15 protein-coding genes are annotated in these 14,256 nt (G+C 61.8%); 11 read left to right on the top strand and 4 right to left on the bottom strand.

From position 1 onward, the window contains the following. Positions 1-14: 14 nt before the first annotated feature. Positions 15-1,328 (bottom strand): TadA family conjugal transfer-associated ATPase, encoded by a 1,314-nt coding sequence (locus HFO71_RS28090; RefSeq protein WP_245006995.1) that lies wholly within the window; start codon positions 1,326-1,328, stop codon positions 15-17. A gap of 468 nt (positions 1,329-1,796) precedes the next feature. On the opposite strand from HFO71_RS28090, the gene HFO71_RS28085 reads away from it, so the two are divergent. From HFO71_RS28085 to HFO71_RS28035, 11 genes are read left to right on the top strand one after another with little or no spacing between them, the layout of a single operon-like run. Beyond that, positions 1,797-2,000, top strand: coding sequence for a hypothetical protein (locus HFO71_RS28085; protein ID WP_003548168.1), 204 nt, complete (start codon positions 1,797-1,799; stop codon positions 1,998-2,000). Between the two features lie 13 nt (positions 2,001-2,013). After that, the gene (locus tag HFO71_RS28080) at positions 2,014-2,577 is read left to right on the top strand and encodes an A24 family peptidase (protein ID WP_221988703.1); all 564 of its coding nucleotides are present in this window, start codon (positions 2,014-2,016) and stop codon (positions 2,575-2,577) included. A gap of 5 nt (positions 2,578-2,582) precedes the next feature. After that, complete coding sequence (locus HFO71_RS28075; protein WP_025397620.1) at positions 2,583-3,380, top strand: TadE/TadG family type IV pilus assembly protein; 798 nt, start codon at positions 2,583-2,585, stop codon at positions 3,378-3,380. Further along, positions 3,377-5,017, top strand: a complete 1,641-nt coding sequence (locus HFO71_RS28070) for a TadE/TadG family type IV pilus assembly protein (protein ID WP_077980025.1) — start codon at positions 3,377-3,379, stop codon at positions 5,015-5,017. The genes HFO71_RS28075 and HFO71_RS28070 overlap by 4 nt, the downstream gene beginning before the upstream one ends. Continuing rightward, a complete protein-coding gene (locus HFO71_RS28065; RefSeq protein WP_077980024.1) occupies positions 4,989-5,669 on the top strand; it encodes a TadE/TadG family type IV pilus assembly protein in 681 nt (226 codons plus the stop codon). Before HFO71_RS28070 ends, HFO71_RS28065 begins: the two co-directional genes overlap by 29 nt. A gap of 1 nt (position 5,670) precedes the next feature. Next, complete coding sequence (locus HFO71_RS28060) at positions 5,671-6,597, top strand: hypothetical protein (protein WP_077980023.1); 927 nt, start codon at positions 5,671-5,673, stop codon at positions 6,595-6,597. Next, positions 6,594-7,550 (top strand): Flp pilus assembly protein CpaB, encoded by a 957-nt coding sequence (gene cpaB, locus HFO71_RS28055; RefSeq protein ID WP_077980022.1) that lies wholly within the window; start codon positions 6,594-6,596, stop codon positions 7,548-7,550. The genes HFO71_RS28060 and cpaB overlap by 4 nt, the downstream gene beginning before the upstream one ends. Before the next feature lie 20 nt (positions 7,551-7,570). Then, positions 7,571-9,469: a TadA family conjugal transfer-associated ATPase gene (locus tag HFO71_RS28050; RefSeq protein WP_003548183.1), complete on the top strand. Its 1,899-nt coding sequence runs from the start codon at positions 7,571-7,573 to the stop codon at positions 9,467-9,469. 10 nt (positions 9,470-9,479) lie between these two features. Then, positions 9,480-10,343: a type II secretion system F family protein gene (locus tag HFO71_RS28045; RefSeq protein ID WP_077980021.1), complete on the top strand. Its 864-nt coding sequence runs from the start codon at positions 9,480-9,482 to the stop codon at positions 10,341-10,343. Next, positions 10,340-11,245 (top strand): type II secretion system F family protein, encoded by a 906-nt coding sequence (locus tag HFO71_RS28040; RefSeq protein WP_077980020.1) that lies wholly within the window; start codon positions 10,340-10,342, stop codon positions 11,243-11,245. The genes HFO71_RS28045 and HFO71_RS28040 overlap by 4 nt, the downstream gene beginning before the upstream one ends. Before the next feature lie 2 nt (positions 11,246-11,247). Further along, on the top strand, positions 11,248-12,123 hold the full coding sequence (locus HFO71_RS28035) for an FHA domain-containing protein (protein WP_077980019.1): 876 nt from the start codon (positions 11,248-11,250) through the stop codon (positions 12,121-12,123). 160 nt (positions 12,124-12,283) lie between these two features. Here the strand turns inward: HFO71_RS28035 and HFO71_RS28030 are convergent, their stop codons facing one another. The 3 genes from HFO71_RS28030 to HFO71_RS28020 form a co-directional block, all read right to left on the bottom strand. Then, complete coding sequence (locus HFO71_RS28030) at positions 12,284-12,916, bottom strand: hypothetical protein (protein ID WP_077980018.1); 633 nt, start codon at positions 12,914-12,916, stop codon at positions 12,284-12,286. 327 nt (positions 12,917-13,243) lie between these two features. Then, the gene (locus HFO71_RS28025; protein ID WP_131640626.1) at positions 13,244-13,615 is read right to left on the bottom strand and encodes a VOC family protein; all 372 of its coding nucleotides are present in this window, start codon (positions 13,613-13,615) and stop codon (positions 13,244-13,246) included. Between the two features lie 189 nt (positions 13,616-13,804). After that, positions 13,805-14,116, bottom strand: a complete 312-nt coding sequence (locus HFO71_RS28020) for a DUF982 domain-containing protein (protein WP_011655309.1) — start codon at positions 14,114-14,116, stop codon at positions 13,805-13,807. Between the last annotated feature and the right edge of the window lie 140 nt (positions 14,117-14,256).

The raw sequence follows: 14,256 nt of genomic DNA, 5'->3' as shown, positions 1-14,256 counted from the left end.
GGGTTTCGATCGTTTTAAGCTGTATGCAGCGCGGCGGCACCGACCCATTCGGGGCGCTCGGCGCTTTGCAGCTCTTCCACCGCATCGGCGGCGAAGCTCGGCACGACACCGGTCCACAGCAGCGCGCCATCGGGATTGGAATGTCCGTCGCCCTCGAGCTTGTAGATGCTTTCGACGATATACTGGCCGTCATTGTTCAGGCCCTTGATCTCGGAGATCTCGATCACCCGGCGCCTTCCGGTGCGCTTGAAGCGGGCGATCTGCACGACGACGTCGACCGCCGAGGCGATCTGGGCGCGCAGCGGCCGAAGCGGCATGTCGATATCAGACATCAGCGCCAGCGTTTCCAGCCGGTGCAGGGAGTCATAGGGCGTGTTCGCATGTACCGTCGAAAGGCTGCCGCTGTGGCCTGATGTCATCGCCTGGATCATATCGAGCGCCTCGCCGCCGCGGCACTCGCCGACGATGACCCGGTCCGGCCGCATGCGCAGCGACGAGCGGAAGAGGTCGCGGATGCTGGCGCCGCCGCGGCCGAAACGGTCGGGCTTGGTCACTTCGAGATAGACGACGTGTTCCTTGCGGATCTGCAGTTCCGACGTGTCCTCGATGACGATGATGCGCTCGTGGTCGGCAAAGGCTTCCGACAGCGCGTTCAGCATCGTCGTCTTGCCGGTGCCGGTGCCGCCGGAGATGATCACGTTTTTCTGCAGCCCGACGGCCGCCTGCAGCAGCGTCAGCGACTGGTCGGTCAGGCTGCCCTGGGTGACGAGATCGCGGATGCTGCGATGTTCTTTCAGAAAGCGGCGAATGGAGATGCAAAGCCCGGTGCGGGAGGCGGGCGGCTGGATCATCTGCACGCGCGAACCATCCGGCAAACGCGCCTCGACGCTCGGCTCCTCCGGCGTCAGCCGCTTGCCTGAGAACTGCGCGATGCTGCGCGCGGCCGATTCCAGGTCTTCGCGGCTGGCGAAGCGCGTATCGGCGCGTTCGAGCTTGCCTCGCCTTTCGACGAAGATGTCGGATGTGCCGTTGATCAGGATTTCGGACACGCTCGGATCATCGAGGAGAAAACGGATCGGCCCGAGCAGCTTGTCCAGCGCCCGGGTCAGGACCTGGAAGGTTGCCTGTTCGGCAGCGTCGTCGGAAACGGCTTTCATCAGAGCGGCATCCCGACCAGGACCGTGCTCATGCCGAACAGTGTCGCCATCATCTGAACCGCGGTGGGAAAGAACATCATCAATGGAATGAGGACCAATGCAAGTATTAAGATGCTGCTCATCGTTTCCATCGTTTTCTCTCCGGATCGACTGGCGGGCGGTACCCACCATTTTGGGAAAGCTTAATCCAGATCATCAAACAACACCATGGTCGGGCGTCGCGCAGGCAGTGATTCTGATCGCAGTACGCCGTTTCTTCTATCGCTTTGAAAGAATTGACCAATTATGGAGCAGTAGACGAAGCCGCGAAGAACCATCAAAAACTTCCTCTTCGCATGTAAAACTGCAGCCTGTTCAAAAGCTTAGTTAAGAGAATCCGTCGTCAACTGCGATTTTTCCGGCGATGCCTCCAAGACAATTGGAACCCTTCGTTTCGTTTGCTTGACGGAGGGCTGGCCTTGGGCGCACTCTTGGGTCTTAATGGTGTTGCTCAACAAACGTTGGCCGCCGGGGAAGATAAGCTGAAGCAGAAAAAATCATTGGATCGAGCAACATGCTCGTTCGGATCGATGGCGTATGCTTGGTTCATCTTCACCACGGCTTCGAACCGAAACAAACCTGAGAATGAGGAGTAATCACATGTTTGGTAAACTCAAGACTCTCGCAATTGCACTTCACAAGGACGAACGCGGCGACATGGCCCAGATCGTCCTGGCGGTCGCCCTGATCGTCATTCCGCTGATGCTGATCCTGCTCGCCTTCGGCAAACAGATCGGCGAATGGTTCAACGAAAAGAACACGGCGCTCTCGGATGCCGAGAGAATTCCTGAGCCGGGTCAATAAGCGGATCGGGATCATGGATACGACCTATGATCTGACCCTGATGCCTGCGGCGGCGGCTCTTGCCGTCGCCTGCACCATGACCGCGGCGGTGCTCGACCATCGCCACGGTCATATCCCGAACGCCGTCACCTACCCCTGCCTGCTTGGCGGGTTCATGTTGGCGGCAATCAGCGGCGGTCTCGCAGGAATAGGGCTTGCCTTCGCAGGCCTCCTTGCAGCCGGCCTGATCTTCATCATCGCCTTCGCAGCCGGAAGCTGCGGCGGCGGCGACGTCAAGCTGATGGCGGCGCTCGGCGCCATTCTCGGCCTCTGGCCCGCCATCGACGTCACACTTGCCTCGCTGATGGCCGGTGGCGTGATCGCCGTTTTCTCCATGGCGCGGCGCGTTCAGTGGAGCGTGCTGGCCCGAACGGTCGGGCTGTTTGCGCTTCTCCTGCCTGCCGGTTTCCGCGATGCCGCTTCGGTGCTGAAGCCGCGCGAAACCCAACACACGGTCCGCTTCGGCGTTGCCGCTGCTCTCGGACTTCTCTGGTGCCTTTTCATGCCCGATTTCACCCCTTTTTCACTCGTGAGGTAACGGCAATGCGCGCTGAACTCGAACGCCCCATCTTCGACGGTGCCTTCTGGAGTTCGATCCTGCACTCGCGGACCTTCTGGGTCCCTCAGGATCACGGCGCGCTCCTCGGTACCTTCGCGATCGCCATGATGCTGCTTGCCTCGCTGCTGCTGCTGCCGCGGCTTTCCGCCCGCCGGCGCCGGATATCGGAGCTGCACGGCGACATCTCCGGCAGCACGACGATGATGGATTTCGTTCTCGTGACACCCGTCTTCGTCTTCTTCATGTTCGTGGTCTTCCAGTTCACCATCCTGGCCAAGAACCACCTCTTCACCCACTATGCCGCCTATGCGGCGGCGCGCAGCGCCCGTGTCTATTTCTGTCCGGCCCTGCCGATCACCATCCGGAGCTTGATCGACGCCAGGACGTGCGACGACGATGCTGCCGCCGGCAAGGCCGATCTTGCCGCCCGCCTGGCGCTGATCCCGGCCGCACCCTACGACCAGCTGAAATGCGTCGGTGCCTGCCAGCCGCCGGAAGATGCGCTGAAAAGCCTTGCCGATGCCTCGGGCCTGTCGAAGAACTGGCGCGCGATGCGCAACCAGGCCCGTTATATGTTCGACCCGCAGAACGTCACCGTGACCGTCGACCGCGCGCCGATGGCGATCTATGCCGCCATCAACCGCTCGCCGCATGTGCCGGTCACCGCCAAGGTGGAAGCGCGCTTCCTGCTGCTCGAATATGCCGGCTGGGTCTTTGCCCGCGGCCAGAGGAAGGACGGCCGCTACTACACGATCTCTACGGCGGAGGTGAACCTGCTATGACACTGACCCTCATCAAGCGCCTGCACCGCGACGAACGCGGCTTCCTGTCACCGATCATTCTCTACATGACGATCGCGCTCGCCCTGATGATCGTCTGGATCCTGAATACGGGACAGATGATCTACGACAAGCAGCGCACGCAAGACACAGCCGACGCTGCTGCTCTCGTCCACGCCGACTGGGAAGCCCGCTATCTCAACATTATGGCGATGAACAACGTCGCCTCCTCGCAGGCAACCGTCGTCATGGCGACGTCAGTCGCCTTCCAGCTGACGACGGCGGAGCTTGCCCTGCGCTCTACCGCCATTCTGGCAAAACTCGCCCAATATTCTTTTACTGAAGGCTTCGGGCCGGCATCCCTTTTGCCGCCGATGCCTCCGATGCCCTATTGCCCGGGCTGGCAAAAGGTCCCGATCGTCGGTGGCATCATCTACGGTGCTTGCCTGGCATTCCAGGGGGTCCGCGCGATAGGAGCCACCAAGGCGCTTGCATATACGGTAAAAGCACAGCTCGATTATGATCCATGGGGCCTTATCGAAAAGTCCAGCGACATTATCGACGCCATGAACGACCTCAACGACTACCTCGTCGAGAGCTTTCCTCAGCGCGTGGGCAACGAAGCCCTGCATCTGGTGCGCCTGAACAAGTCGGATCATGTCGTCTTCCACCCGCCGTGCGAATCCTGCAACGACGCCGGAGAGGGCGCCGGCGGCAACCTGCCGGTCGATCGCGACGGCATCAATCCCGCTGCGGCCTATGCTGAAATGTGCCTGGCGATGAGCAAGGGCACGCAAGGGCAGGATCCGCTCCTCATGCGCGGCGAGTTTGCCAAACGTGGCTTCCCCAATGGCAAGGGCCCGTTGACCGCGGGCGGCGTCGACGGCAGCCATATCCGCGACTGGGTCAATCACGAGAGCGGCATCGACGATGCTTTAGTGGACTTCTACATCTTTTATGAAGCCTTCGGCCCGGCCTATCTGAGCAAGGTCCCGTTCAAGGCAATCATCGAGCAATTTGGCGATCTCAGCTGGTGGCAGGAATTGCTGCTCGATGGCAGCTTCTATATCGCCGAGGAACTCTTCGGCATCGAGTTCGGCATCGTGAACCCCTTCCAGCTGCCGATCGACGTACCGCCGCGCTATTCCGACAAGCAGACAAAAGACGAGAACGATTTCACCCGCAAGTTCGACATGATCTGGAATCAGGTCTGCGGCCCAGCCGGTGGCGCGATTTCCGTGGCGGGTGCTCCCCTGCCTGTCATCTCCTTCCCGAAGCCTTACTGGCTGAAAGGACGCATACCGTTTAACTTCACGCCCTTCGGCGGCGAGCAGCTCGACGACTACCAGACGCTAGCCATCGTTTCCCGCGCCCCGCGCGCCAGGCTGCAGATCCGCATCTTCAAGGACAAGACACCGTCCGCCTACGCCTTGGCGCAGAGCTGGGTCCACAACTACACGGCCTTCGACCTCTACACCCAGGACTGGCTGGCATCGCTTGCCCCCGCGACACTCGCCGACGATATCGGCCAAGTTTCCAACACCATCAAGCAGAGCCCGGCGGCCGATAGCTTTACCGGCCTGACCCGCGTCTTCGATCAGGGAGGAACCAATGCCTGGGCTGCCATCAACACACACTGAGCCTATGGATGGTCCTCCGGGCCGCGGGCTGCTGATGCGGCTGCACCGCGACAGGCGCGGTCTCGCCTCGATCGAATTCGTGCTCGCCGCGCCTGTTATCTTGCTGATCGTGATTTTCGTCATTCATGCGAACAAGATTTCCACCAAGAAGGTCGGAACAATGGTTGCAATGCGCAACGCCGCCTTCGCCGAGGCGAACGGCCTGTCCTGCACGTCGGATTTCTCGAACGTCTTCCCGATACCGGCCTTGCCGGCACTGCCCGGACGCGACGCCATGAGCTGCTCACGCACACCATCGCATGAAGGCGGCGGCGACCCGCAGCGCACCTTTGTCTGGGACGACGTACAGAAGACCTGGAAGAGCGACGGCCGCGATTTCGGCGACATGGTCGGCGACCTCGCCAATGAGAAGCCGCAGCTCGTCACCGCGACGGCCGACCGGGTCTACAAGTTCAGGGATTCCGACGATCTCGATACGATCAGGAGCCTTCGCTGGAAGGACGCGTTCACGGTGGATGACTCGACACTGTTTGCCTCCCACAACAACGATACCACGCGCCGAGGCTACGATCCGACCCTGCGCCGGGAAATCCGTGGCGTGGCCGACGATTCCGGCGATCTGTTCGACGGCGTCTTTCCGGGAGCGAAATAAGATGAGACAGGGCTCGCGCATCTCCTTTCGTCTCGCCGGCTATCACACCGGTTTGGTGCTTGTCATCGGGCTTGCCGCCGCCATGGCGACACCTGTTCGCGCCGAGATCTATAAGGATTTGAGGGTGACGCTGAATTCGATGCTGGCCGGCATCCTCGGCGCGCCGGAGCGGGCGCCGCGCGATCTCGTCATCAACGGCCAACCGCTTGAATTCACGCCCTATCAGAGCGATCGCAGCATTTCCGATATCACCGACGAGTGGCTGCGGGTACTGGCCGTCAATACAAGGCCCGCCCTGCCGAAAAGCAACGACAAGGAAGAACTGACCGCCGTCATTGCCGCCAACATGCTGATCGTCCCGAAGACGAGCCGCATCCGCGACGATCTCGCCGTGGTGGTGCGATTCTTCGACGGCGACGGCGAGGCTGCCCTCGATTATCTCAGACGGCAGGACCCTTCAAATTCTTCGGCGAGAGCGCCCATCCCGGGCGTCACGATCATGATCCGCAGGCCGGCCGATGCGCCGATGACCGAGGTGCTGATGAGCCGCTTCGACGATGTTGCCTCGACGCTGCCGGCCTTTGCAGCACCTGCCGATGTCACCAAGCTGCCGCAGTCGCTGCGTCCGCCGGCCGGTGTCGAGGTGCTGAGCGATATCGGCGATCGCGACAAGGGCCACACGTCACGCACGGTCGTGTCGAAAGGTACGCTGTCGGCCGTGCGCTGGTCCGATCAGCGCGCCGATCTGCTTGCCCGCGACGGCTTCACCATCGAGACGCCGCCAGCGCAGCGCGGCGGGGTCACCGCGCTTTATGGCCGGCGCGGCAGCGTCGAGGCCAATGTTCTTTACACTCGCAGCAAAACCGACGGCCGAACCGTCGAGGTCATTCAAATCAGGCAACCCTTCGTAGGGGGAATAACACCATGAATTGGAAGCTCATCGCGGCTGTCATCGTCGGGCTAATCACCGGCGTTCTGCTCTACTTCTGGACCGAGAGCGTCAAGAACGAGCAGACGGCCTATGCCTTCATGCGGCTCCAGCCCGACAGGAAGGTCACGCGAGGACAGGCGATCACGCCCGACATGCTTGCCGAGCCGGTGATGCTGCCGGAAAGCTTCGGGGCGCTCGCCAAACTCGCGGTGCCTGCCGCCAGCGCCTATCAGGAATGGCTGAAGGACAGGACGGCTGCCGCCGATATTCCGGCCGGCTCCGTGCTGCTCTTCCAGTATTTCGACGATACCGACGGCGGACGCCTTACGACGATGATCGCGCCGGGTAAGCGGGCGCTGACCCTTCCCGTCAACGCAGCCGCGGCCGTCGGCCATTTCGTCGAGCCAGGCAGCTATGTCGATATCATCGGCACGGTCGACGAACCGGTCGAGCCCGTGGCGCCGGCCGCAGCGGCCCAACCGGGGGCCCCTGGCCAGCCCGCTGCCGTGCCAGGCCAGCCTGCCGTCCCTGGTCAGGCGCCGGCCACAGCAGGACAGCCGCAGGCTCCAGCCCAGCCGCAGTCGCCCGTCGAGCAGATGCTGAAGAACTACCTCACCCAATATCCCGGCGCAGACGAGAACGACGTCAACGCCTACCGCAAACAGGCGCAGGATTATAAACTCGGCATAAGCTCGCGCACCCGCGTCGTCACCCGCACCTTCCTGCAGAATGTCAAGGTTCTGGCCGTCGGCGCGGCGACGACGGCGGAGGGTGCGGTCACCAAGGCCAACAGCACCTACAACAATGTGACCGTCGAAGTGACGCCGTCGGAAGCTGAAATGCTGATTTTTGCCATGGGCCAGTCGAACGGCAGCCTGAACCTCGTGCTGCGCAATCCGGCCGACAATACCGTCGAGGACCTGCCGAGCATCAACTGGACGCGCATGTGACCGCCGCGGGGGAATGAGCCATGCTGTTGAAGATTTCCTATGAGGACGGCAGTGGCCGGGAGGTGATCCCGCTCTCGGCGAACGAGACCTATTTCGTCGGCGAAAGCAGTACGCTGACGCTGCCTGCCGGCGCGGGCGTCGTGCGCCTGCGCGGCAGCCACGTCTCCTCGCCGCAATTCGTGCTGCGGAAGTCGGGCCAGGGCTGGTCGGTGCAGCATCACGGCCGCAACCCGACGCGCGTCGACGATCAGCCGCTTCGGGCCGGCACGCCGGTTGCGGTCTCGGCCGGCATGTCGATCTGGGTGCCGAACGTCACGATCGAGCTCGTCGAGCCGGCAGCGGCCGCCGAAGCGGTCACGCAGTTTCCCGATCAGGAACGTGTGCTCGCCCTGCAGATGGAAATCCACGAGCGCCTGCTGAAGGACACGCAATATGACCGGCTGGTGAAATCTGCCGATTTCGGCCGCGAGGACACGCGAAACCGAATCCGCGAGCGCCTCGACATGTTCATCAAGGAGGCGCTCGACGCTGCACCGCAGGATCTCGTCATCCTCGTCATCAAGAACGCCGTCTATCGCTGGCTGGCCAAACGCATTGCCCGCACGGGGCGGCGCGACGCTTCGTCGAATGCCGCAAGCCTGTCGCGCGAGGAGCAGGACAATCGCCGCTTGTTCGACGTCGGCAAGGCGCTGATATCAGCCTTGCAGCTCAAGCTGAACTTCGAATCCACCCGCTCCGACTTCGCCCAGCTCGATACGCGGTTCAGCGCCGCCTTCCAGTCGCGGCAGGCTCTTTTCAACGCCGGCGATCGCTATGAGATCGCCCATATGCACCTGCGCTCCAGCATCGAGGAGCTGATGTATCGCTGGGGGACGATCTCCGAGCTGATGGATCTAGACGTCATCTCGGAAATCATGGTCACGCGCTACGACGAGATCTATGTCGAAAAATTCGGTCTGCTGGAGCGTTATCCCTTCGCCTTCGCCAACGAGCGGCAGCTGATGAAGGTGATCGAGCGCATCGCCGTCGATTCCAACCGCTCGATCAACGAGAGCGAGGCGATGGCCGACTTCCGCATGCCGGATGGTTCGCGTGTCAACGCCGTCATTCCGCCGCTGGCAGTCAAGGGCGCCTGCCTGACCATCCGCAAGTTCGGCGGCAAGTCGCGGCTCGACATCAGCAAGCTAGTGACCGCCGGTGCGCTGAGCGAGCCGATGCGCGCCTTCCTCGAGGCGGCCGTCCGCTCGCGCAAGAACATCGTTGTCTCAGGCGGGACGGGCTCCGGAAAGACGACGCTCCTGAACAGCCTGTCGCAATTCATCCCGGTTGGTGAGCGCGTCGTTGCCGTCGAGGACACGTCGGAACTGCAGCTCGACGGCATTCATGTCGTCTACCTGCAATCGCGGCCGAAGACGGCGGAGTCCGAGACCAGCGTCACCATCCGCGACCTTGTGCGCAACGCGCTGCGCATGCGTCCCGACCGCATCATCGTCGGCGAGTGCCGCGGCGCCGAAGCGATCGACATGCTGCAGGCGATGAACACCGGCCATGCCGGCTCGATGACGACGGCGCATGCCAACACGCCGCAGGACATGATGACCCGCCTTGAGGTGATGGTGCTGCAGGGGCAGAGCTCGCTGCCTGTCATGGCGATCCGCCAGCAGATCGTTGCCGCCGTCGAGCTCGTCGTGCAGTTGAACCGCTTGGCGAACGGGCGGCGCGCCGTCACCGAAATATCGGAGGTGATCGGCATCGATCCGGATACCGGCCTCATCATCGTCGAGCCGATCTTCAATCTCGTCGGCCGCGCCGGCGGCCAGGCCGTGCATGCTTTTACCGGCTACCTGCCGAGCTTCGTCGCCGAGCTCGTCGAGTTCAACGACGACGGCGAAATCGAAAAACTGGACATGTTCGTCTGAGGGCAAAGCGATGAATATCAGCATTCTGCAGATTTTTACGGTCGCCCTCGGCGCAATAACGGCGGGGCTGCTCGTCTGGGGCGCACCGGTGCGCTGGCCGGCGCCGCTGCTGCGCGCCACCGAGCGTGACATCGCGCTCGCCAGCGAGGCGGCGCAGGTCTTCGGGCGCGATGCCGTTCCGCCCTATACGATGATCCTCGCCTACGGCATCACGGCGATCGTCGTCTTCATCGTGATTTCGCTGATCTTCGGGCCGATCTTCGGCTTCGTCATCGCAATCCCGGTCGCCATCTTCTTGCCCAAGGGCGTGATCCGTTATTATCTGCAGCGCCGCTGGCTGCAGATCGAATCGCAGCTGCCCTATGCCGTCGACCAGATCGTCTCGGCGGTGCGCACCGGTAAGCCGCTCGCCATCGCCGTCAATGCGGTGGCCGATACCGGCCAGATGCCCGCCTCGCGCGAATTCGAGCGCATTGCCCGCGAACAGAAGCTCGGCATCGGCCTGGTCGAGGCGCTCGACCGCCACGGCCGCAACGTGCCGAGCCTGCATTTCAAGATGGTTGACGCAGCCCTCGGTCTCTTTGCCCGCCAGGGCGGCGACATCTCCGAGCCGCTGACGGAAATGTCGAAATCCTTCAAGGAAATCTGGAAGCTCGATCAGAAGATCACCACCTCGTCGTCGCAGGCGCGCATGAACTTCCGCGTCGTCAATGGCGGCGCGCTGTTCATGATGCTGATGATCTTCTTCGGCCAGCCGGAACTGATCGACAAGGTGTTCGGCAACGCCATCGGCATCGTCATCGCGATCGTCGGCGCCATTCTCTATGCGACCGGTTTCTTCTGGATGCGCTCGATGATGAAGGTGTCGGTATGATGTCTCAGATACCCCTCGCCGCGATCACCATCGTCTTTGCCGGCATCACGGCTGCGCTGTTCGTCTGGTGGATCGGCGATATGCTCGGCAGCATTCAGGTGGTGCGCCGGACCGCGGGCGGCGATGGTCCGCCGCCGAATATCGTCGACAGCATCGGCATGCGCACGCCGGTCGAATTCGTGCTGACGCATTTCGAGCCGCTGCTGGCCGACTACGGCGCGCAGCTCGAGCAGAAGCTGATCTATGGCGGCCGGCCTTTCGGCGGCGTCACGGGGCGGGAATATATCGCGCTGCTCGTTGTTTTGAGCCTTTTCGGTTTCGTCCTGCTCGGCCTGCTGTTCGGCATCGCCAGCGGCAGCGTCATCGGCGGGCTCGTGGCCGGGCTGATCCTCGGCCTGATCCCCGCGATCTATTTCTGGGTTGTCGCCGACGACAAGGCGCAGGACCGCAAGGAACGAATCTCGCGGGAATTTCCCTACTTTCTCGATCTCGTCGTCATGACGCAGCAGGCGCAGGCGACGCTGCCGGAAAGCCTGAGGCTTTATGCCGAAGCCGCACCCGGCACAGTCATGAGCGAGGAGATCGAACAGACGCTGAAGGACGTGGCGCTCGGAACCGGCATGATCGAGGCGCTGCAGCGCCTGGAGCGGCGCATGACCGCCGAGGAAGTCATCCGCGTCATCCGCGCCGTGATCCAGGGCGAAGTCGAGGGCAGCAACCGCGTCGAACTGTTGCGCGAACATGCGCGCGACCTGCGCTTCCGCCGCTGGGAAAAGGCCGACAGGGCCAGTGAAAAGCTGAAAGCCAAGATCGTCATGCCGGCGATGATGATTGTCGTATCGATCCTGCTTCTGGTGCTGGCGCCTGCAATTGTCGAGATGATGTCGAGTGGGATGTTCTGATCATGGTCTTTTCCTTCTTTCGCGGAAACAAGCCTAGCCTTCTGCAGACCGGTCCCGGCGGCCAGAGCCGCAGCCATGTGCTCGACCGGCCCGAAATGTCGATCGGCCGGGCTTCTAACGCCGATATCGTCGTCGACGATCCGTTCCTGGCGCCGATCCATGCGCGCATCGAGCGGCAGAGCGATGGCGGCTTCATCATTCGCCGCATGGGGCTGAACCCGATCATGCTGCGCGGCGAAGCGCTGTTGCAGACGGCCTCGCTGAAAGCCGGCGACAGCTTCCGTCTCGGCAAGGACGTTGAATTCCAATTCGTCGTCAAAGCTGCTGCCAAGGAGGCGCCGAAGAAGGAGGCATCCAAGGCAGGTGACGACAAGCCGAAGAAGTCGCTGCTTAAGCAGCCGGCCTTCCTCGCCGGCATGGGTGTCGCCTATCTCGCCATCGTCGGCATCATCGGCTACGTGATCCTCTCCGACAGCGGCAGCGCGGAGGGTGGCCCGACGGCAGAACGCATCAATGCGGAAGCCGCCCGCATTCCGACATGCATCAAGAACGCCCGGCGCATGCGTCAGGTTTCGGAGGCCAGCTTCAACGGCGCCGTCGGCGGCCGTGTCGGCAGGGATGGCGACGCAACCTATGCCGCCCTTTCGCTGGCAGCCGAGCCGTCAGACGACGCCGCGCTGGCCAAGGCAGCCGAACCGATCGTCGAGGCCTACAAACGCACGGCGCTCGCAGCCCTTGCCTCGGAAAACCGCGGCAACAATACGCTGGCGCAGACCCTCTACCAGCAGACCTACGATCTCGTTCCCGACGTCAACTGCTCGGCCGCGCGCTTCGCGCTGCAGCGGCGGGCCGCGGTGAAGCCGCCGGCGCGGCGCTGATTGCCGGTCTTGGAGCGCTGCTCGCTGGCATACTGATGTGCTTGTTCATCATCGTGGCCGCGCGAGCCGGTGGCGATGTCAAGGAGTTGCCGGGACACTGGCGATGACCTTTATCTCAAAGTCGGAGCCGACCGTGTGTTTAGACTGTCGAAGAAGGAGATCACGGGCTTTCGAGGCAGCGTCTGGTGAACTCGGCGATTGCTCGACCATCAGCAGTACCGCGCATTTCCGTCCCGGTTTCCGCGATGTCTATTCTTACGACAGCGGGGGGTGCGGGCAAAAATGCCTGGGATAGCAGGCTAGCCTCTTCAACCGATAACGGTGGCGTCAACACGACGTCGTTTTCGCCATCGCGACGCCACGTCGCCTGCCGGAAGAGCATGTGGGGCGCGTGTTTGATGGCCTGTACCGTTCGTATGTTTTCAGCGAGAATGATGAGGTGTGTTCGCTCCTCGGGACGAGTTCCATTGCGTGCGAATTCCTCCTCGATAGGCAGGCGCGTATTCAACGCGAGCCTGATTTGCCGTCCTTCTGAACACGTAATCCAGAGCCCGCTGGCCGGTCGTTCGGCTGTTGCTATCGTTAGGCTGTCGGTCGCGATGATGCCGGGAAGCGGCGGCAATGTCTGGCCCCGGTCAGACTCGGCGAATGCGGTCGTTACAAACGCGGAAACGCCCATGGAAAGAGGCCAATTGGTCGTAAGAAGTGCCAGGATGACGACAAAGGCTTTGCTTTGGATGCCGTCCAGGAATGCGCGGCAGGCCGCGAGCCGTAACGGGGGCTTCAATCGCATCCAATAATCTCTCTCTGCACGTCACGGAGATCAAGCCGTGACCCTGTATCCTGTCTTCGATCAACCGTGGTGCTGGCCTGAAGGTGCTCAGGGCCATCACCTGCTTTAGGTCCGTTGCGGACATTGAACCTGGCCATTAGCACCTTGGGGCTGATCATTGGCGGCTGGTTGGGCTATCAACTCGCTGGGATACTAGGCGTGCTCATGTTCGTGCCTGTCGGCGCTATTGTCGGACTTTGCGCAGGTCTTAGGGGCTGGCGGATAATCTATTGGATGGCGTTCGTTCCGTAGCAAAATGTCCAATGACGTGGACCAGTCCATTATTGCTCATGGCAAACTGGTCACTCTGACATAATAGCCGTCAGGATCGACAAGACGAAAGTCACGCAACCCCCAAGGCTGTACAGCAAGATCGGAGACCGGCCAGCCGCTCTTTTTCGCTGTGCGATAGGCACCCTCGACGTCAGCGACCTTCAAGACGATCTCGACGCCGAGGCCAGCACTCTGGCCGGTATCGATCCTTAGCGGATGATCGGTCGAAAGGACGCTGCGCGAATTGATCGCGATCATTGCGTCACCGTTTTTCAACATCGTGTATTCGGTGCTCGACGAGCCCCGGCTCGCAAAGCCGAGAACCCTCCGATAGAAATCAATCGATGTCTCAGGCGCTTCGGCAAATAGCTCCAGACTCAGTTGCAACTGGTGCCTCCTTTTTGCTCAGAATGAATGCTTGCCAGAAGGGGCAGACGAGCCTGACGCTGGCGGGCTTCATTTGGAGAGGTGCTTCGTGATCAAATCGCCGGAGAAATAGAAAAAGTTTGCGACGCCACGATGTTTGCAACTGGAGCAAACGTGACGGCGAAAGGCGGTTAGCCCTCGAAATCCGGACTATCTTTGCGCGCTTGATGGCAGGTCCGGCCGTCGCTCTCCAACTCCCTGCCTGACGAGCGACAGAGCAGCGATGCCCGCCTCATCGGCCGCGCGCAGAAGCGCTTCCCGGAATTGTTCCGGAGCAATCTTCCCGCTCAATGCGTCGACGCAGGCTTTCACGGCAGCCACGTATTCCTCGCCGTCATCGCACGGCCAGTCGTTGATCAGGAGACGGGCCGCGTCGCCCAACGTCCATACGATCTTGCGAGATGCCGGACCTCGCAAGGCAAACCCAACCGGCGTGAATGCTGATGATGTATTCCAGCACATTGTCCTCGACCCCTCAAGGCACGGATACCGCAGTCCCCACGTTCAATATACGCGCGTATTTTGTAATTTGGAATTGAAATTTGTCGAATGATGCGGCTTGAGCGCGAGCTGCCGAATGAAGCAGAAACGGCGCGCAAACT

Source organism: Rhizobium laguerreae (assembly GCF_019778565.1).
Taxonomy (GTDB): Bacteria; Pseudomonadota; Alphaproteobacteria; order Rhizobiales; family Rhizobiaceae; genus Rhizobium; species Rhizobium laguerreae.
Note: the sequence above shows the minus strand (reverse complement) of the source record. Positions and strands in the feature narration are given on the sequence as shown.